The 18384-nt window shown below is 50.8% G+C and carries 20 protein-coding genes and 3 tRNA genes; 19 read left to right on the top strand and 4 right to left on the bottom strand.

What is annotated here, in order from left to right:
- Nucleotides 1-16 precede the first annotated feature (16 nt).
- The 10 genes from BM299_RS10405 (at nucleotide 17) to BM299_RS10360 (ending at nucleotide 5508) form a co-directional block, all read left to right on the top strand.
- Nucleotides 17-799 carry an enoyl-CoA hydratase-related protein gene (locus tag BM299_RS10405; RefSeq protein ID WP_092483712.1) on the top strand — a complete coding sequence of 261 codons (783 nt, stop codon included), beginning with the start codon at nucleotides 17-19 and terminating at the stop codon, nucleotides 797-799.
- Between the two features lie 238 nt (nucleotides 800-1037).
- Nucleotides 1038-2054 (top strand): hydroxymethylglutaryl-CoA lyase-like TIM-barrel protein, encoded by a 1017-nt coding sequence (locus BM299_RS10400; protein WP_092483710.1) that lies wholly within the window; start codon nucleotides 1038-1040, stop codon nucleotides 2052-2054.
- 83 nt (nucleotides 2055-2137) lie between these two features.
- A complete protein-coding gene (locus tag BM299_RS10395) occupies nucleotides 2138-3028 on the top strand; it encodes a hydroxymethylglutaryl-CoA lyase (protein WP_092483708.1) in 891 nt (296 codons plus the stop codon).
- Nucleotides 3029-3145: 117 nt separating this feature from the next.
- Nucleotides 3146-3313, top strand: a complete 168-nt coding sequence (locus BM299_RS10390; RefSeq protein ID WP_092483706.1) for an alpha/beta-type small acid-soluble spore protein — start codon at nucleotides 3146-3148, stop codon at nucleotides 3311-3313.
- A 175-nt stretch (nucleotides 3314-3488) separates the two neighbouring features.
- Entirely contained in the window at nucleotides 3489-3677 is a 189-nt protein-coding gene (locus tag BM299_RS10385; protein WP_092483704.1) for a ferredoxin family protein, read from the top strand.
- Between the two features lie 192 nt (nucleotides 3678-3869).
- Nucleotides 3870-4550 carry a hypothetical protein gene (locus tag BM299_RS10380; RefSeq protein ID WP_092483702.1) on the top strand — a complete coding sequence of 227 codons (681 nt, stop codon included), beginning with the start codon at nucleotides 3870-3872 and terminating at the stop codon, nucleotides 4548-4550.
- A gap of 76 nt (nucleotides 4551-4626) precedes the next feature.
- Nucleotides 4627-5115, top strand: a complete 489-nt coding sequence (locus tag BM299_RS10375; protein WP_092483700.1) for an HIT family protein — start codon at nucleotides 4627-4629, stop codon at nucleotides 5113-5115.
- Between the two features lie 119 nt (nucleotides 5116-5234).
- Nucleotides 5235-5311, top strand: a tRNA-His gene (locus tag BM299_RS10370).
- Nucleotides 5312-5318: 7 nt separating this feature from the next.
- A tRNA-Gln gene (locus BM299_RS10365) sits at nucleotides 5319-5393 on the top strand.
- Between the two features lie 39 nt (nucleotides 5394-5432).
- Nucleotides 5433-5508 (top strand) — tRNA-Lys (locus BM299_RS10360).
- 169 nt (nucleotides 5509-5677) lie between these two features.
- Here the strand turns inward: BM299_RS10360 and BM299_RS19325 are convergent.
- The 4 genes from BM299_RS19325 to BM299_RS10345 all read right to left on the bottom strand — a co-directional run bounded on the left by BM299_RS19325 (nucleotide 5678) and on the right by BM299_RS10345 (nucleotide 8712).
- The gene (locus BM299_RS19325; RefSeq protein ID WP_165608265.1) at nucleotides 5678-5854 is read right to left on the bottom strand and encodes a hypothetical protein; all 177 of its coding nucleotides are present in this window, start codon (nucleotides 5852-5854) and stop codon (nucleotides 5678-5680) included.
- 87 nt (nucleotides 5855-5941) lie between these two features.
- Nucleotides 5942-7036: a nickel pincer cofactor biosynthesis protein LarC gene (gene larC / locus BM299_RS10355; RefSeq protein WP_245779727.1), complete on the bottom strand. Its 1095-nt coding sequence runs from the start codon at nucleotides 7034-7036 to the stop codon at nucleotides 5942-5944.
- On the bottom strand, nucleotides 7033-7797 hold the full coding sequence (larB, locus tag BM299_RS10350) for a nickel pincer cofactor biosynthesis protein LarB (RefSeq protein ID WP_092483698.1): 765 nt from the start codon (nucleotides 7795-7797) through the stop codon (nucleotides 7033-7035). The genes larC and larB overlap by 4 nt, the downstream gene beginning before the upstream one ends.
- A 24-nt stretch (nucleotides 7798-7821) precedes the next feature.
- Nucleotides 7822-8712, bottom strand: a complete 891-nt coding sequence (locus BM299_RS10345) for a molybdopterin-binding protein (protein ID WP_092483696.1) — start codon at nucleotides 8710-8712, stop codon at nucleotides 7822-7824.
- Nucleotides 8713-9389: 677 nt separating this feature from the next.
- Between BM299_RS10345 and BM299_RS20460 the strand changes: the two genes are divergently transcribed.
- The 9 genes from BM299_RS20460 to BM299_RS10295 all read left to right on the top strand — a co-directional run bounded on the left by BM299_RS20460 (nucleotide 9390) and on the right by BM299_RS10295 (nucleotide 18372).
- The gene (locus tag BM299_RS20460; protein ID WP_092483692.1) at nucleotides 9390-10205 is read left to right on the top strand and encodes an IclR family transcriptional regulator; all 816 of its coding nucleotides are present in this window, start codon (nucleotides 9390-9392) and stop codon (nucleotides 10203-10205) included.
- A 244-nt stretch (nucleotides 10206-10449) separates the two neighbouring features.
- The gene (locus BM299_RS10330; protein WP_092483690.1) at nucleotides 10450-11064 is read left to right on the top strand and encodes a 4Fe-4S binding protein; all 615 of its coding nucleotides are present in this window, start codon (nucleotides 10450-10452) and stop codon (nucleotides 11062-11064) included.
- The gene (locus tag BM299_RS10325; RefSeq protein WP_092483688.1) at nucleotides 11064-12503 is read left to right on the top strand and encodes a hypothetical protein; all 1440 of its coding nucleotides are present in this window, start codon (nucleotides 11064-11066) and stop codon (nucleotides 12501-12503) included. The genes BM299_RS10330 and BM299_RS10325 overlap by 1 nt, the downstream gene beginning before the upstream one ends.
- 30 nt (nucleotides 12504-12533) lie before the next feature.
- Nucleotides 12534-13355, top strand: a complete 822-nt coding sequence (locus BM299_RS10320) for a beta/alpha barrel domain-containing protein (RefSeq protein ID WP_092483686.1) — start codon at nucleotides 12534-12536, stop codon at nucleotides 13353-13355.
- 74 nt (nucleotides 13356-13429) lie between these two features.
- Nucleotides 13430-14212 carry a 2-keto-4-pentenoate hydratase gene (locus tag BM299_RS10315; protein WP_092483782.1) on the top strand — a complete coding sequence of 261 codons (783 nt, stop codon included), beginning with the start codon at nucleotides 13430-13432 and terminating at the stop codon, nucleotides 14210-14212.
- Nucleotides 14213-14243: 31 nt separating this feature from the next.
- Nucleotides 14244-15146: an acetaldehyde dehydrogenase (acetylating) gene (locus tag BM299_RS10310; RefSeq protein ID WP_092483684.1), complete on the top strand. Its 903-nt coding sequence runs from the start codon at nucleotides 14244-14246 to the stop codon at nucleotides 15144-15146.
- Nucleotides 15124-16146 (top strand): 4-hydroxy-2-oxovalerate aldolase, encoded by a 1023-nt coding sequence (gene dmpG, locus BM299_RS10305; RefSeq protein ID WP_245779726.1) that lies wholly within the window; start codon nucleotides 15124-15126, stop codon nucleotides 16144-16146. Before BM299_RS10310 ends, dmpG begins: the two co-directional genes overlap by 23 nt.
- Nucleotides 16147-16607: 461 nt before the next feature.
- Nucleotides 16608-17810, top strand: coding sequence for an iron-containing alcohol dehydrogenase (locus BM299_RS10300; RefSeq protein WP_092483680.1), 1203 nt, complete (start codon nucleotides 16608-16610; stop codon nucleotides 17808-17810).
- Nucleotides 17811-17910: 100 nt separating this feature from the next.
- Complete coding sequence (locus BM299_RS10295) at nucleotides 17911-18372, top strand: 4Fe-4S dicluster domain-containing protein (RefSeq protein WP_092483678.1); 462 nt, start codon at nucleotides 17911-17913, stop codon at nucleotides 18370-18372.
- Nucleotides 18373-18384 lie beyond the last annotated feature (12 nt).

The following is an 18384-nucleotide window of genomic DNA, read 5'->3' as shown; positions in this document are numbered from 1 at the left end:
AAGGGAGTGATGGTGAATGGAATATGAAACCATCAAGCTAACTCGGGAAGGGCATGTCGCCGTCATGGCCTTTAACCGTCCCCAAGCCTTGAATGCCCTGAGCACCCAAATGGCCCGGGATATCCTGGCTTGCCTGGATGAAATGGAGCAGGACGATGAAATCTTTGCCGCGGTGCTGACCGGCGAAGGCGACCGGGCTTTTTGCGTGGGAGCCGATTTAAAGGAAAGAAAAAACATGACCAAGGACCAGATGCGGAAACAGCGGGCTTTATTCGTGCGCGCCTTTACCGCAATGGCGGAATTCTCCAAGCCGCTGGTGGCCGCGGTAAACGGATTCGCCCTGGGCGGAGGCACTGAATTTGCCCTGTGCTGCGATTTTATCATTGCCTCGGAAAAGGCCACCTTTGGTTTGCCCGAGGTGGGTCTCGCCGTGATTCCCGGTGGCGGCGGCACCCAGCTTCTGCCCCGGGCGATCGGGCGCAACCGGGCCAAGGAACTCATTTTCACCGGGCGGAAGATCAGCGCCCGGGAGGCTTACGAACTGGGGCTGGCCAATTACGTTGTACCGGCGGATAACTTGATGGAAAAGACCATGGAAATCATGCTGGAAATCACCAAAAACGGCCCCATCGCCCTGCGGCAGGCTAAAAAGGCTATTAACCTGGGCGTGGAACTGGAACTGCACACCGCCCTGGCCCTGGAAGCGGATTGCCACCTGGTTTGCCTGGCCACCGAAGACCGGGACGAGGGATTGCTGGCCTTTAACGAAAAACGCAAGCCGGTTTATAAAGGAAGATAGGGCCGACGCAGCATGTAAGAGGAAGCACTGGCGGGAGAAGAAAAAGCGGCGGGTTCAGTGGTCTCTGCAAGTGATGTATCGGAGCGACGGTAACGGGACTTGGCGAAGCTGAGGTTAACGGCTCGGCGGTCCGAAGCGAGCCAAAGTCCCGTCGGCGCGGAGATTCGCAAGCGTAGCAGAGACCACCGAAACCGCAAAGACGATGCTATCTTAAAAAGAATGAATGGGAGGTTTAGCCGTGTTTGAATTAAAATATCCCAAGAAAGTGCGGATCGGGGAAATCACTGTGCGGGACGGGTTTCAGCACGAAGAAAAAACCATTCCCACCAACGCCAAGTTGTGGGTCCTGGAAGAGTTAATCTTGGCTGGCTTCAAGGAAATTGAGGTTACCAATCTGGGTAACCCCCGGGGCATGCCCCAGTTTGCCGATGCCGACGAACTGTTTTATAGATTGTATAATTCCAAAAGGGTCAAGGATAAACTGGATGGTGTCGAGCTCACCGCCATTTGTATCAGGGAAAAAGCGGTGGACCGGGCCGTTGAATTGAAAAAGAAAGGGCACGGTCCCACCCGTATTTTGCAAATGGTGTCCACATCTCCGTCGCACATGTATAAGAACTCCGGCCTCGACCATAAGGGATACTGGAAAATGACCGAAGAATCCATCAAAAAAGCGCACGACGCCGGTATTAAAGTGAACGGCACGGTCAGCACCATCTGGGGCTGTCCCATCGAAGGGCCCACCGAACTGAAAAAAGCGGTGGAGTTTACCAGGCACTACCTGGAACTGGGGGCCGATGACATTGAGCACGCCGACCATGACGGCTCGGCGCCGCCCAATAAAGTTTACGAGTATTTTTCCATGATCCTGGACGCCCTGCCCAATCCCGACCTGCACGTTGCGCACTTCCACGTTACCCGGGGCTGGGGGCTGGCCAATGTGCTGGCGGCATTGCAGGCCGGTATTACCCGGTTCGAAAGCACCATGGGCGGCACCGGCGGCCAGCCCGCCAATTTTGTAGACGGCTGTCCGGTGGCCGGCACCGGCGCCTACTACTACCAGGATCCCAACATTGTGGGGCTGGTATCCACGGAAGATATGGTGGTAATGATGGACGAAATGGGTATTGATACCGGTGTAAACGCAGACCGGGTGCTGGAAATCGGCCGCATGGTGGAAAAAATTCTCGGTCGCCGCCTGCGCAGCGAGTGCATCAGAACCGGTCGTATACCCAAGGAGCCCACAGGTTTTTAAGGCAAAATTGCTTCTGATATAATATTTTTTACCGGATTTTTTACCGGCGACCGGCGACTGAACTAATAAAGGGGGCGGGGAAATTGCACTGGCCCGGCAAGGTATTGGTACGCGAGGTGGGCCTGCGGGATGGGTTGCAAAATGAAAAAACCGTTCTGCCCACAGAAAAGAAAATTGCCCTGATCAGGGAATTAACCGGGGCGGGGATATCAGCTATAGAAGCCACTTCCTTTGTGCACCCGCGGGCGGTGCCCCAACTCGCCGACGCCGAGGCCGTGTTGGCGGGTATTGGCGCCCCCGGTCCCGGTGTGACCATCAGCGCCCTGGTGGGAAATGTCAAAGGCATGCAAAGGGCCCTGGAAATGCTTCATACACCCTTGCGGGAAATCGTGGTGGTGGTTTCGGCCAGCGAGGCGCACAACCGGGCCAACTTAAACCGTTCGGTGGCCGAGTCCTTGGCGGAACTGGTGGAAATCTGCCGCTTGGCGGAAGGTCGTTTGCGGGTGCGCGGTGCGGTGGCCACTGCTTTTGGCTGCCCTTACCAGGGGGCCATCGGTATCTATGCGGTGGCCAGGGTGATTGAGGGCATGGTGGCGGCGGGCATTCGGGAAATTACCCTGGCGGATACGGCGGGAATGGGAAATCCCCGCCAGGTATATGACCTGGCGGGGGAAGTGGGAGAGCGTTACTCCGGGGTTGACTGGGCGCTGCACCTGCATGATACCCGGGGACTGGGCCTGGCCAATGCCCTGGCCGGCGTGCTGGCGGGGGTCACCATTCTGGAGTGTTCGCTGGGCGGCTTGGGCGGCTGCCCGTTTATACCCGGCGCCACCGGCAATGTGGCCACCGGGGATCTGGTGCATATGCTGCATAAAATGGGCGTAGAAACGGGGATGGACCTGCGGCGGGTTTTGCAGTGCACCGCTTCCCTGGAAAGGCTGTTGGGGCGGAACTTGCCGGCCCGGATCAGGTAGGGGGTGAAGTGAAGCAAAATTTTTTAAAAAAATTCATGTAAAAACTGTAGAATGCAACAGATTTTCACCGGTATTTATTCCGTTTCCGGGCAGATAATAAGATCGGAGGGATGAAAAATGGCCAAGTATCTTTCCGACAAAACAAAATACGAATTTGCCAGGGAATTGGGTGTGGCGGATCAGGTAATTCCCGGCGGCAGCCTGTATTTCGGCTATGTTAGTTCAGAAAATTGCGGTAACTTTGTAAAGCTGGCCATTAAAAGAATGGAACAGACCATGGTTTAAATGTTATATCTCCTGCCTTCTGGCAGGTTTTTTTTACGCCAGTGTAATTTTGTAAAATTTACTATAGACGTAACGGTCCGGGTTTTGTACAATAAAAATAACTGGTTAATCAATGATTGACCGGGTCATCGGGGTACAACCCATGTAAATTTAAAGGGAGAGGGAGGCAAAAAATATGTTCACAGTAACTATCGATGTTGACAAGTGTGAAGGTTGCGGCGAATGCACAGAGGGCTGCCCGGCTGACATCCTCGAAATGGATGGCGATAAGGCTGCTGTTTCCGGCGATCCCAGCGACTGCCTGGGCTGTGAAACCTGTGTAACTGTATGCCCCAACGGCGCAATTTCCATTGAAGAATCCTAAAAAGCACAAATCAATACTTTCTGACCCATGTCCATAGGGATATGGGTTTTTATTTTTCGGGTTTCGGCAATTTTCACTTGACAGCGCAAACTATGTCTATGCCGTCGTTAAATGAAGTCACGATGCGACATTATAATCCCGTTGTTGCTTGCGATGAAAACATTTATCATAGGTATTGTGGAGGTGAACAGCTTGTATTACATCGCAGGGGTGACCAAAGACGGCATGGAAATGGGCTGTGATTTTGGTTTTGACATGATTGAAAGGATAACGCTGGACGATATTTTTATGGAGATACCCGAGCGGGTAATGCGCGGTATGGTCGTGTCAAAAAGATTTTCCTATTTCGGGGACAAGCCCGACTTTCCGGTTGCGGAGCTGGTGGGCAAAAAGGCCCGGCGTTTGCAAATGGAAAATAAACTGACCGTTTCCCGGGAGCATTGTCTGGCCGCTGTGGTGGAGCGGGAGAGCCTGCTGGCCATATTGAAGCGAGCTTTGATCAAGGTGGGGAACTTGCCGGGCTGGCAAAGCGGCACGGTCATAACTATGCCTGATTTATTCAGTAATATTGTTATTTTTCACCCCCAACTTTTACGCGGCATGTTGAGCCGGGATAAGTACGGAGAGTGGGATCACGGTCGGGACCGGGAACGCGCACTCCGGGTTTTAAATAAATTTATTGCTTTCCTGCATGAAAATGACAGCCTGCGGCACATTATTATATACAATGAATTGACCTGCCCGCACTGGGATGCGTCGGGTGAAATGCATTTTGACAACAGCGGCAATCTGGTGCAGTTTAAGTATTTCGGACAGGGGAACGGCCAATCATATAAATACTACCCGCAACTGGAAGTATGGCAAAGAAACTAAAACCGGCAGGATTTGCCCCGTTAGCATAGAATTGCTATAAAAGAAATAAAGCAAAACAACAGGGGGCACGAAAATCATGGACAGGCTCTGGGCGCCGTGGCGCGGCGTTTATATCGGTAAAGATCACGGATCAGGCTGTATATTTTGTGAGAAATTAAACGCCGCCGTGGAGAAGGACCGGGAGAATTATGTGCTGTATCGCGGTGAAAAGGTATTTGTTATACTAAATATATACCCATATAACAACGGTCATTTGCTGGTCGCTCCCAGGCGGCATGTGGGTGACATCGAGGACCTGGATGCGGGCGAAATGCAGGAGTTGTTTTCCGTCACGCAGCGCATGGTGAAGCTGATGCGCAGTGCCTTCAATCCCGATGGTTTTAACGTGGGTGTAAACCTGGGCAAAATAGCAGGGGCCGGGATACCGGGACATTTTCACATTCACATTGTGCCCCGGTGGGGCGGCGATACCAACTTTATGCCCGTACTGGGCGACGTTCGGGTAATCTCGGAGGCGTTGGAGGTCACCTACAACAAATTAAAAGAAGCCATGGATCGGGAGTAAAACTCTTGACTGGGACAACCAGGCAGGGTAAAATTACCTTGAAATATTTATTGACTTCAAATGCCGGGTGTGGTAAGATAATTCTTGCGTCGGGGGCCAAAGCCCCTGGCATTGATGTGGTGGATGTAGCTCAGCTGGTTAGAGTACCAGATTGTGGCTCTGGGGGTCGTGGGTTCAAGTCCCATCATCCACCCCACTTACGCTGGGGCGTAGCCAAGCGGTAAGGCAACGGGCTTTGGACTCGTCATGCGTTGGTTCGAATCCAGCCGCCCCAGCCAAACAAATAAATATACGGTCGCACTAAAGCGGCCTAACCTGACCCATTAGCTCAGTTGGTAGAGCACCTGACTTTTAATCAGGGTGTCGATGGTTCGAGTCCATCATGGGTCACCAAAGCAAGCCCCGCAGGATTCTCCTGCGGGGTTTGCAGCGTCTTATAAAGTTGAAATTGGGTAGTGCTAAGGTAATATGTCAAGAAAATATTTTTATGTTTAATCCTTTTCTAAATGAAAATTTTTAGCATATCATGGGGACTGTTTTTTAAAAAAGCGGTCCCTCTTTCTTATACTAGCATGTTCCATAAGTAAACTCCGGCGATACCTCCCAGCACCACCAGCATCAGGTTGAGCCGGAAATAGGCCAGGGCGGCGGATGCAAGCCCGCCGGCCACAGCCGATGCGGTGCTTCCGTTGTTGTTTGCCATGTCATAAACAGTATGTTTTCCGGTGCCGGTCTGCACGGTCGCTACTCCTTTCTCCGGCGGGAAAAAGCTATTTTAACCAGCTCTTTACTTATAAAGGCTAGCTTTTTCGAAATTAGTTGGCAGTTAATATGGCGCGCAAACTGTTTTTGCCGGTTTAAAAAGCTTGTCCCACGTTTCCGGCTCACCAAGGTACTCCTCCTGCTCCGTATCGGCCAGATTCTTATTCTCTTTCAGGCGGGAAACCCAGTCTTTGTAGTTATACAGGTTTTCCGGCGGTAACACGAACAGAGAACCCGGCAATATTTCAGCTACGGCGGTCGCTATGGATTGCCCGGCTGCGTCCGTGTCCACCCAGGTGATACATTTTCCATCTTGTAGGTGTCCGTGTTCATACATATGACCGTGTTTATGCCCTGGGCCATGTTGGACGTGGTTATTGTCATGGCGGGGCCCGTGGTCATGCCTACCGTGGCAGGGAATGGGTCCGGACCTTCTGGACTCATAGGGCTTCCCTATAATTAGCCTCAGAAGGTTGGGGTGCTCCATAACTTTCTTCCCGGCTCCATAACTAATTTTTTCAACGGTCAGCGCCGGAAATTCGGTAAAGGCTTCCGTCAAGGTGGAGATCAGGGCCGCCCCGGTAGGTGTTACCAGTTCTTCTCCAATGTCCGCTCCGTAAATAGGTACGTTTTGTAAAATCTCCAGTGTGGCCGGGGCCGGGGAGGGGATGATGCCGTGCATGCACTGGATAAAGCCCTTCCCCATGGGCAGGGGTGAAGAGTAGACCTTGTCCACACCGAGAAGGTGCAGACCCAGCACGGTACCCACCACGTCCACTATGGCGTCCACCGCCCCTACCTCGTGAAAATGGATGCAGTCCGGGGTAGTATCGTGCACTGCGGCCTCTGCCACAGCCAGGCGGTTGAAGACGGCTTTGCTTTTTTCCTTCACTTCTTCCGGCAAGGTATTGTCGGTGATAATCTGGTAGATATCGGCCAGGTGCCGCTCCGGCTGGCTCACCTCCAACAGGTCCACAAAGACGTTGACTGCGGTGATCCCGTTCCGCTTCACCTTTTCCCGTCGCAGGGCGTAGCCCTTAACGGGCAGTTTCGCCAGTTCTTCCTTTAACTGCTCGAAATCAACCCCGGCGCCAATCAGGGCGCCCAGGCACATATCCCCGCTGATTCCTGAAAAACAATCAAAATAGGCTATCTTCATGCGCTTGCCCTCTCAATCATTTGGGTAATGGCGTTAGCCAGCGCTCCGGCGCCGAAACCATTGTCAATATTAACCACACCTACGCCCGAGGCGCAGCTGTTCAGCATGCAGAGGAGGGCGGAAAGACCGTTGAAGCTGGCCCCGTAACCCACGCTGGTGGGCACCGCGATAATGGGCTGGTCGGCCAGCCCGCCCACCACGCTGGCCAGTGCGCCTTCCATACCTGCCACCACAATGATGACGTGAGCCCAGCGGATCATATCCAGTTTGTCCAGGAGCCTGTGAATCCCCGCTACGCCGACATCATAGCAGCGCCTTATCTCGTTCCCCATTGCCTCGGCGGTAATGGCGGCCTCTTCCGCTACTGGCAGGTCAGCGGTACCGGCGCTCATTACCAGGACCCTGCCCTTTTTGGGCGGCTGCTCGCCCCGGTAAACCACAATAGTCCGAGCCAGTTCATGGTAAACTGCGTCCGGGTAAATCTCCCGTACCGCTTTAAAGGCTTCCCTGGTAGCCCTGGTACCCAGAATACTCCTTTGCCCGCCGCAGAGCTTTTTGAAGATCTGGGCGATCTGTTCCACCGTTTTGCCTTGGCAGAAAATCACTTCGGGGAAACCCTTACGCAGTGCCCGGTGGTGATCCATCAACGCAAAGCCGAGGTCCTCGTAGGGCAAGGTCTTTAGCCTGGTTAGGGCGTCTCCGACGTCAACTTTGTTATTTTTTACATCGTTCAGCAGTTGTCGCAGTTCATCTATAACCATATACTTTCTCTACTCCTTAATAAATCATATCTCCTGATGTATGGCCTTTTGCCATTTTTCACGCAATACTCCGGCCAAGGCCGTGGCCAATTGCTCTTTGCTCCATCCGTCCTCTAATCCTTTCAATAAGATGGGAGCCGCCAGCTGTACCTCGTCATGGGGGCCGGGCAGGGCGACCAGGGTTGTCAAATCTACCTGCCCGACGGCAATTCGCACTCCGTTTTTAACGTGCCGCCCCTGCCCGGCATGGAAATGAAGGTATGTAGGCGTTGCTGCCGTTGGGTCTAAACGGCATATGCTTTCAACAGACCAGTCTTTGTCCTCAGCGCCCACTCCGCCGGTAGTTACTATCAAACCGTAACCGTCACTTACGGTCATCCGCAGGCGTCCGGTAATCATGACCAGGTCGTCAGGCAAAATACCGCCAAAGCTCATGCGGTAACCATGCTGTTCAAATAATTTAATCAGATAAGGAGAGTTTGTATCTTCGATTAAACCTTTCTGAACTTCCCAACCTGATGCAAAAACTATTCCCCGTCGGGCAATGCCAGCCTTTACTTGCTTGGCCAGTTGAGCGGTTTGTTTTAGTAATTCATCCCTCAACTCCGGTTCAGCGGCGATCAGGCCCAGTACACCCTGTGCATGCACCTCAGTTTGGGGCGTAATTATAACTCCAGGTACCTGGGCGAGACCTAAAAGTAACTCTTTTTTTCGTCCCACGATTTGTTCCGCCTGTATCGAACGCCGTAAAATATCCAGCACCACCACCTTGTCCCGCACATCCACCACCAGTAAGGCATCAACAGGTAATCCCAGCACGCGTGCAGCAGCGGCAGCCAATTCATTCAGGTTGACCTCGCGCAGTTCAATATTATTGATCCATAGTTCAGTTTTTTGGAGCAAGTTCAATTCCAAGCTTAGTTACCTCCTTACCCGGTTCATTTAGAGAAAAAATAGGCTGAAAAGGGATCCATTTCTTTAGAGCATTTCTCCTGATTTGCAAAAATGTAAGGTTTTAGAAGGAAAATAATCTTCATTCGTGGTATCAACGAAAAGAGTTTCTGTTTTAGCTTGTAGAACCTATCCTGCCCTATGCCTAACTTTTTAGGATTCACCCCTTTTGTTTCAGCCACTGTGTGTAATAAGAGAAGCCTTCTGCAATAAATGGCCTGAATGGTATTTGGTACAGTACTCTGTTTTATTTTATCAAATGGCATTCGTTTATAATAAATTTATTTTTAGGCTCCCTTAATTCCTTCTTCAAAAAAATTATTCTGAAAAATTTTTTATCTATTTACTAATGAAAATCTAATAAGAGATATACATCTATTGTGCCCTGATCCTGCTTGGCATACCGTGTCCAAGGACAATACCGAGGCTATGGATAGGATTTTTAAAAGATACCAAAGCGCAGGGATGTTCCTTTAAAATGTGGATGTCTGGTCGAAAATTAATTATTCCATATAAACTAGTAGGGTGAACTTTGCATCTGTGGAAAATTTTCGAAACTGGTTGCGACAATGTAAAATAAGATATAAAATTATATCAAATCTAAAAAATAATAATTAGGAGATAAAGGAGTAAATAAATTTATGGGAAGAACTAAAAGTAGGAGCGGAGCCGTGAAGGGAAGTAATACTATTCAATCGTTGGAAAGAGCAATCATGATTCTGGAGTACCTCCGCAAGGGACCAACTTCCCTTTCGGAGCTAAACCGTGAGTTAGGGCTGCATAAAAGCACCATCTTCGGGCTGCTGCAAACTTTAGCCAAGCATAACTATGTGCATCAGGAAGGAAAAACTGGTCATTATTCGTTAGGTTACCGAGTTTTGGCGTTAGGTGGAGCTTTTCTTGAGAATTGTGATCTGCGTCAAGCGGCGGCTCCTTACTTGCAACAACTGGTTGATGAACACAGAGAAACAGTGCACCTTGTGATTATGGAAGACGGCCAGGTGGTTTATGTGGATAAAATTGACAGTTCGCAATCCATCCGCATAGTCTCTCGCATTGGGAGGCGGCTACCCGCCCATTGCACCGGCGTGGGGAAGGCGATCTTAGCCTTTCTTCCCGAGGAAACGGTGAAGCTTATTGTCAAAAAACACGGGTTACCCGGATTTACCGCTAACACTATTACCACCTGGGAGGAATTGGTCACAGAGTTGGCACGTATCCGAGAAGAAGGAGTAGCTTTCGATCGGGAAGAGATTGAAGAAGGGCTCTGCTGCGTAGCGGCGCCCATAGTCGGTTATGGTCATTATCCAGTGGGCGCATTGAGTGTTTCCGGACCGACATTGCGAATGACAGAGGATAAGATGTCATGTGTCGCCAAGTCGCTCAAGGAGGTTGCCAGGGAGATTTCCCGGCAGATGGGCCAAAATGTAAAATTAGATGGTTACGACAGGATTTAGACTTAAAGTTCGATACCCCTACTCTAACACAAACTTGGTAACTTTGTAAGGTTAAGGCGAATATTATATTTCCAACCCAGCAATTTATTCTGGGGAAACCCTTGAGCACCTCTTTTTAAGGGTGTAAATTTTTTTAGCTAAAAAAAATTTTTTTGGGGGAGTAGGAGGATTTTTAAGTAATGGAGCGAAGTATTTCTATAAGCACGAACAGCATTTGGTAATGTCGTACGAAGGAGGTGTGTCAATGCGCACAGTAACCATGTACCCTGTGGTAGATATGGATAAATGCAAGGGCTGTATGCGTTGTGAACGGGTATGCCCGGTGCTGTCCATTAAGATGGAAAGCAAAAAAGCGGTGGTAGACCTGGAAAACTGTATGGGTTGTGCTAATTGTGAGCAGCGCTGTCCGGAAATGGCTATTACTATGGTTCACCGTGAACATTCACGGGTAGTACAAACGAATTTGGAAGGACTGGACAGGGGGGCTGTAATCGATCTCTGCCGGAGGGCGCGTTTGCATCCAGAGCAGATTATTTGCTACTGTACGGCTACTAGAGCCGAGGAAGTAGCAGCGGCGGTTCTTCAAGGGGCAAAATCGCCGGAGGAGGTTTCCCGGCAGACAGGGGTGCGAACCGGGTGCAAGGTGGAGTGTATTCAGCCGGTGCTGCGGTTATTGCATGCGGCGGGAATTGTACCGGAGCGCCCGGCCAGGGGTTACCAGTGGTACGGTCTTACGCCAACGGTTTGGGACATTTCAGAAGAAGTTAAAAAGAAATATGCCCGGCGTGGCTTCTATTTCAATGAAGATCGTAAATTGCTTGATGCTTTGGTAGAAGCCGATGAAAGGAGGAAACGCTAATGTTGCGTGAGCCGATTAAACCTTTACCGCCGCGGCGTTCTCAATATGGTGTTGCCCCCGAGTTGGTGCGCAAGCGGGCCGTGGATTTGCCGGATATGGTTTCCGTTCTGGTACGGGACCTCTTCCCGGATGCTTCTCCGGTGATCTACCCGGGCGAGCGCGGTTTGGAGGGTGTTCGGGAGGCTACCCGGCGTCAGTTGGAAAAAGTAGACCTGGACATGATCAAGCCCGGCGATTCAGTAAACATTCTGGGTTCCCACCACGGGTTTACTTTATTAGGCGGTGCGCCTTATGCAGAAATGCTCAAAGTTATTCGGGACGCGGTGGAGGAGCGTACCGGTTGTAAGGATATCCGCTTACGGGTAGGAGTGGGTTTGCGCTTCCGGGAGAGCGAGGAGTACATTAAATCTTTCGGGTTGGATGAACACTATGCAGGCAAAGCCGCCGGCGTGGCTCCAGTGGACGAGGGAGTGGCCATTGAAACCGAGATCGGTACTCTTTACGGGATCAAGAAGATATACGACGCCCGATGGATCATACACGCCCACAACAGCGATGTGCGCGAAGTGCACTTTCACCGCCAGGTGGACAGGGCCGTTAAACCCTTTGGCATGTCTTATGCCCGGATTGAAACCCGTTCCACTTATCACCAAAACCTGGGGCCGCGGGCAGCCAACTTTGTAGCCCGGTCCATTTTCGACTCACCTTTTGTGCAAGAGAAGTTTGCTTGTGCGGTTTTTCTGACCATGTCACCTAATGGTGTTGTGGGGGTGGACGCGGACAACGATCTGTACGCCCTTAATGACAGGGTTACCTTTTTGGGGTGCCGGGACTACGGCAAGATGATGACCCTTTTAGGAGAGATTGACGAAGCCATCACTGTCCTGGATTTTCCCAGCCCGGTACCGTACGTGTTTGCCGCCGGAGTTATATACGCAAACTTTGTAGGAGCCAACCGCGACCTTTTCGACCTGGACGACCCGTTGCCTCCCTACACCTGGTATACCGAGGCATTTTACGGCGAAGACGGCAAGCCCTTACTTAACGACATTCCTCCGGTTAACCCGGCAATTAAAGTAGTCGTCCATAATTATGCCTGGGGAGGATATCCTAGCGCTTTCTTTACCGAGCAGATACCTACCATTATAGTGGGGGGGGAGCAGGCGGAGTTGTTCAACCGCGATCCGCAAAATCTCAGCTACACCAAACATGCCTTGGTTTCTGAAGACCTGGAAGCGGCGGTTGATTTTGCCAAACGGGTGGCGGGTACCGATAAAATCTTGGCTTTTGACGGAGCTTCCGGTGCCCTGAATGTAAGCCGTTCTTTAGGCGAACACTTACTGCAGAGGGCCCCCGTTGCTTCCCGCAAGGTGAACGAAGAACTACTGCCCAAGTGGCTGAAACAAAGAGGTGTTGACCCGGGTAAGGTCATAAAATAAGAGAAAATTGAAGGAGGGTATAAAGGGACTGTGGAAAAGTGCATTCTCCCTTCTGATGACTTGCGCTGGACTATCTTTCACGGCCTGGAGAAGGCGTTTTGCCGGGCGGAAATTGTGCCGACCCATTCAGTGGTAGCGGCAGGTATGGATGAGGCCCTCCAGGAAGCAGAGAAACTAGAACTTCAGGTACGGGTGATGGTGCAGGAGGGAGAGGTGGTTCTGCCCGGCAGCCCTTTATTGGAACTGGTGGGAACTCCGGTTAGCCTGGCAGTGGCAGAAGACCGGATATCCGGTTGGATTGGGAAGGCATCCGGTGTGGCCACTGCCGCCCACTTCTTCAGCACTGTACTTTCCCCCAGAGTGCAGGTGGTCTGCGGTGGGTGGAAGAAGCTTCCTCTACCCTGGCGCTTCTTATTACGCCGGGCAGCGTCGCTGGGGGGACTCGATACGCGTATTGCGGAACCCCCTTTCATATATCTGGATAAAAACTATGTTCGAATGTTGGGCGGTATCGCGGCCACCCTGAAAGCAGTAGCCGGTATGCCGGGACAGAAGATTATTCAGCTAAAAGGTGAGTGGGGTGAAATTGCTGCCGAGGCTGAGCTGGCCATTGCAGGAGGCGCCCATATCCTGATGGTGGATACCGGAATGGTCGAGGATGTAGTTAAGCTTTCCACTCATCTCAGGAAGGGTGGTTGGCGAGAAAAGGTACGCCTTGCCTTTGCCGGGGGAGTAACGGAGCGCGACCTGCCGTTATTGTTGGAAACGGATTTGGACGTCATTGATGTGGGACGCGCCGTTCTTGATGCTCCTATGGCGGATCTACGGTTTGAGGTGCGCGGGAGAGTTTAAACTCGCCCGCTAAATAAATACGGAGAATTATAAACACCGTTCTATATTATCGAATAGAGGTGAAAAAAATCATAATGGAGAACAGAATTCAGGAGTGGGCTGAACGCCTGCTGCGGGCTGAGGAAACCCGTATTCCCACTAACCCCCTTACTGTGGAATGGCCTGAAGTGGACATTCCCACTGCCTACAACATCCAACTCAAAATGTTAGAACAAAAGCTGGCCCGTGGGCAAAAGGTAGTGGGAATGAAGATTGGATTGACCAGCAAGGCCATGCAACAGATGTTGGGAGTGCACGAGCCGGATTACGGCCACGTTCTGGATTCAATGGTCGTATTCGAAGGGGAACCAGTGAGCCTCTCGCGTTTAATCCAGCCCAGGGTAGAAGCAGAGGTAGCCTTCGTGCTGCGCGAGCGTTTGTGCGGGCCCGGCGTGACTGTGGCAGATGTACTAAGAGCCACTGCCGGGGTGATGCCTTCACTGGAGATTATTGATAGCCGGGTTAAGGACTGGAAGATAAAGATTCAAGATACCATCGCCGACAATGCTTCTTCGGCAGCCATTGTTCTTGGAGGGGCATTGATGCCCGTTGATGGACTGGATTTGCGTTTACTGGGGTTGGCACTGGAAAAAGACGGGCAGGTTGTTGCTACTGGTGCGGGGGCGGCAGTGCTGGGACATCCTGCGGCGGCGGTGGCCTGGTTGGCCAATGCTATCGCCCGTTACAATTTAAGCCTAGAACCTGGAATGGTGGTGCTTTCCGGTTCATTAACCCAGGCAGTTGCAGTTGAACCCGGTACGGTGATTCATGCAACCTTTGATCGTCTTGGATCGGTATCAGCCAGATTCGTGGAATAAACAACGCATGACACTTGAGGAGGGTTTTGTTTTGGAAAAAGTTAAGGCGGCAATCGTTGGGCCGGGCAATATCGGGACTGACTTGATGTATAAGCTGCTGCGCAGTAAATACATAGAAGCGGCTATGATGGTAGGTATTTACCCGGAGTCGGAAGGACTGGCCAGGGCTAAGTCACTAGGGATAAAGGCTTCTCACGAAGGAATCAACGCAGTTTTACAGGAACCGGACATTAAAATAGTCTTCGACTCTACTGGCGCCAAACCTCACCTTAAGCACGCGCCTTTGTTACGGGAAGCGGGCAAAATTGCTATTGACCTGACCCCCGCTGCAGTAGGTCCCTACGTGGTTCCGGCTGTAAATGTCGATGAACATCTGGAAGCCATAAACGTGAACATGGTTACCTGCGGCGGTCAAGCCACCGTGCCCATCGTTGCCGCTATCAACCGGGTAGCAGGTGTGCAGTACGCGGAAATCATTGCGTCTCTTGCCAGCAAGAGTGCCGGGCCGGGAACACGCCAGAACATTGACGAGTTCACCGAAACCACATCCAGGGCCTTGGAAATTGTGGGTGGAGCAAAGAAAGGGAAAGCGATCATCATCCTTAACCCTGCCGATCCTCCAATTATGATGCATAACACCATCTATACCCTGGTTAAAAATCCGGATGAAGAGTTGATTCGGTCTGCAGTGCACGACATTGTAAGGCGAATTCAAGAATATGTGCCCGGTTATCATTTGCGGGTGGAACCTTTTGTTGAAGGGAATAAAGTAACCACTATCATCGAAGTTACCGGCGCAGGAGATTTTTTGCCCACTTACGCGGGCAACCTGGATATAATGACCTCAGCGGCTGTACGGGTGGGAGAATTAATGGCCATGCGTTTGCTGGGCGTCTACAACCGGAAGGAGGTTGGAAGCTGTGCCTCACATTAGAATTATGGATACTACTTTGCGGGATGGCATGCATGCTATGGCTCACCAGTTTACTCCGGAGCAAATGGCTCAGGTGGGGGCAGCCCTGGATGAGGCAGGCGTGGACGTAATCGAGGTTACTCACGGTGATGGGCTTGCCGGATCGTCATTCCAATACGGGTTTGCTGCGGCTACGGACGAAGAGTATCTAAAAGCGGTAGCCGCGACGCTGAAGCGAGCCAAGCTGGCAGCATTGATTTTGCCCGGCATTGGTACCTGTGAAGATATGCGGACGGCCGTAAAAGCAGGTGTAAAAGTTTTTCGCATTGCTACTCACGTTACTGAGGCAGATGTTTCGGAAGAGCATATGGGACTGGCAAAAGAAATGGGTACGGAAGTTGTCGGTTTCCTGATGATGTCCCATACCGTGGGCAAAGAAAAGATCGCCGAACAGGCCAAGTTAATGGAAAGCTACGGCGCAGACGTTGTTTACGTGGTAGATTCCGCCGGGGCTATGATCCCGTCGGAAGTGAAAGAAAAGGTAAGCTACCTGTGCTCTGTGCTTAAGGTTCCTGTGGGATTTCATGCCCACAACAACCTCGGTCTGGCCGTTGGTAACACTCTGGCAGCGGTGGACGCCGGGGCAACAGTGGTGGATGGTACCCTGCGCGGCCTTGGAGCCGGGGCCGGCAACACCTGCACAGAGGTTTTGGTGGCAGCTCTTAAAAAGGCGGGCTACAAGGTAGATATGGATCTTTACAAAATCATGGACGCTGCCACCACGTTGGAGCCCATGATGCGCCGGCCGCAGGTGATTGATAATTCCTCGATAATTTTGGGTTATGCCGGGGTTTATTCCAGTTTCCTCCTGCATACCTACCGGGCGGCGGAAAAGTTTCGATTAGATCCGAGGGATATACTGTTAGAATTGGGGCGTCGTAAGATCGTAGGCGGTCAGGAAGATTATATTCTAGACGTAGCTTACGAAATGGCTCAAAAGAAAAATATTATGGTTGGTTGATAAACTGATTGATATACTGTGCGTTAATGGGGGTTCGGTTTAGAGTTAGAAGCCGGCCCCCTATACCAGATTGTCTTGTTATCACAATAACCGGATAGGTTTAAAATTTTTAAAAAAATGTTTAAAAAGAATGTTAAAAAAGTCCTGCGAGACCATAACGAACCACTACGTTGGCTAGGCTTTTGCGGTGCTCACCTATTACATATACGCTCCGCTCCCCAAGCCTTTGCCGCTTAGAATTTCTTGTTTCTTTCGTGCCCCTTTTAAGGCAGAAGCTTTAAAATTTTTAGAATTATTGTATGATAACCGTAACCATAAAAACAAACACTTTTTGTAAGAATCAAGAAACCAAAGGAGGTGAATTCAGATAGATAAAAGCTAAAAGTAGATTCATTGGTATTTACTTTTGTGGCAGCTGTAGTCTCATGGTGAAAATATTAAGTTAAGGAGGTTGTGTTTTTATGTTCCCAATGCTCAAAGTGGTTCAATACTATACTCCTCAAAAAGTGGTGTTTGGTGTAAATGCCGTAGACAACATTGGCCTGTATGTAAAAGAAATGGGTATAAGCGGAAAGGCTATTATTGTAACCGATCCCGGCGTAGCTCAGGCGGGTATCGCAGATCGGGTAGTTCAGGCCTTCAAGAAAGACGGATTTGAAGCAGCGGTTTTTGACCAGGGTAAACCCGAACCGGATGATGTGGTGTGTGACCAGGCTGCTGATTTTGCTCGTAAGGAAGCCGGTAACTTTGTTATTGGTCTGGGTGGCGGAAGTGCTATTGACATTGCCAAGGTAGTTGCTGAACTCCTGGTGTTGCCGGGTAAAACTAAGGATTATTTGGTTAATACAACTTTCCCCCAAAAGGGTGTACCTATTATTGCCATTCCCACCACGTCCGGAACCGGTACTGAATGTACGATGTATTCTGTTATAACCTTTGCTGAAGACGATATTAAAGGCTTCTTTGCCACGCCGACCATTTTACCCGATATGGCACTGGTGGATCCTACCCTGACCGTAAGTATGCCGCCTAAAGTTACTGCTTCTTCGGGTGCTGATGCTCTGTCGCATGCTATCGAGACGATGATGGCAAGACAGGAAAACCCGCTTACTGATGCAATTGCACTTAAGGCGGTTGAATTGATAGCAGAGGCCCTACCGGTTGCCGTTTACGAAGGGGATAACCTGGAAGCCCGGGTCAAGATGGCCTATGCTTCAATGATGGCCGGCATGGCATTTAATGATCCAGGTATCGTGGAGGGGCATGCTTTGGCGCATACTTTAGGTTCTGTATACCATGTACCGCATGGTGTTGGTTGTGCGATTGCCCTGCCCTACGCGATGGAGTATAACATGGGACATTGCATAGATAAACTGGCTCGCATTGCGACGACTTTAGGTCAGAATACCTCTGGTATGAGCGTTCGCCAGGCCGCTCAGGCTGCTGTATATGCGGTTAAACAGCTGATAGAGGATGTTGGTCTTTCCACTACATGGGCACCTTTAGGAAAAAAGGAAGATATCCCAATGTTAACTGAGATGATGGTAGAGAGCCCATGGATTACAGCCTTTTACGGCTGGTCCAAGCGGTCGATGACCAGGGAAGCGGCTGCAGAACTGCTGACCAGAAGTTATGAAGGACGTCTGGGTGAGAACCTGTATTAGATTAACAAATATTAGAGCTTTTTGGTGGGAGGGAGTACTTTTGTTTTACTGCCTTCCACCTGTAATAAAAAGTAAAGCTACTTTTTGGAGGTGACTGCATGTGTCAAAAGTGTTGACTGTAGACCCGTCTTTGTGCACCGGTTGCCATCGCTGTGAAATGTGGTGTTCGTTGACGAAGTATGGCGAAATCAATCCTTCACGCAGCAATGTGTATGTGATTCGCAGGGAGCCGGCGGTAGATGTGCCGGTAGTATGTGTGCAGTGTGGCTTGTGCATGGACGTTTGTCCAACCGGAGCACTCAATCGAAACGGATCTACTGACGCTGTGGAAGTGGATGTAGATCTTTGCTCAGGCTGCGGCACATGTGTAAAGGTTTGCCCTTACGGTGTGCTAAGAATTGATGAAGTAGCAGATGTAGCGGCCAAGTGTGACTTATGTGGCGGTTCACCGGCGTGTGCCGGGCATTGCCCGCATGACGCCATTAAGTACGAAGATGCGGGCAAAGCTGCAGCCAGGCGCCGGGAGCTTTGGGCTATGGCCCATGCAATTAAGATTGGTTAGAAGGGGGAGGTG

The organism is Desulfoscipio geothermicus DSM 3669 (assembly GCF_900115975.1).
GTDB classification, from domain to species: Bacteria; Bacillota; Desulfotomaculia; order Desulfotomaculales; family Desulfallaceae; genus Desulfoscipio; species Desulfoscipio geothermicus.
The sequence above is the reverse complement of the archived record's forward strand: the minus strand, read 5'-3'. Positions and strand labels throughout refer to the sequence as shown.

Excerpts from the sequence above, each read along its gene's own strand:
- BM299_RS10405 (WP_092483712.1), top strand. The coding sequence starts at position 17 with ATGGAATATGAAACCATCAAGCTAACTCGGGAAGGGCATGTCGCCGTC.
- BM299_RS10390 (WP_092483706.1), top strand. The coding sequence starts at position 3,146 with ATGGCCAAGTATCTTTCCGACAAAACAAAATACGAATTTGCCAGGGAA.
- BM299_RS10385 (WP_092483704.1), top strand. The coding sequence starts at position 3,489 with ATGTTCACAGTAACTATCGATGTTGACAAGTGTGAAGGTTGCGGCGAA.
- BM299_RS10375 (WP_092483700.1), top strand. The coding sequence starts at position 4,627 with ATGGACAGGCTCTGGGCGCCGTGGCGCGGCGTTTATATCGGTAAAGAT.
- larC (WP_245779727.1), bottom strand. The coding sequence starts at position 7,036 with ATGAAGATAGCCTATTTTGATTGTTTTTCAGGAATCAGCGGGGATATG.
- larB (WP_092483698.1), bottom strand. The coding sequence starts at position 7,797 with ATGGTTATAGATGAACTGCGACAACTGCTGAACGATGTAAAAAATAAC.
- BM299_RS20460 (WP_092483692.1), top strand. The coding sequence starts at position 9,390 with ATGGGAAGAACTAAAAGTAGGAGCGGAGCCGTGAAGGGAAGTAATACT.
- BM299_RS10330 (WP_092483690.1), top strand. The coding sequence starts at position 10,450 with ATGCGCACAGTAACCATGTACCCTGTGGTAGATATGGATAAATGCAAG.
- BM299_RS10325 (WP_092483688.1), top strand. The coding sequence starts at position 11,064 with ATGTTGCGTGAGCCGATTAAACCTTTACCGCCGCGGCGTTCTCAATAT.
- BM299_RS10315 (WP_092483782.1), top strand. The coding sequence starts at position 13,430 with ATGGAGAACAGAATTCAGGAGTGGGCTGAACGCCTGCTGCGGGCTGAG.
- BM299_RS10300 (WP_092483680.1), top strand. The coding sequence starts at position 16,608 with ATGTTCCCAATGCTCAAAGTGGTTCAATACTATACTCCTCAAAAAGTG.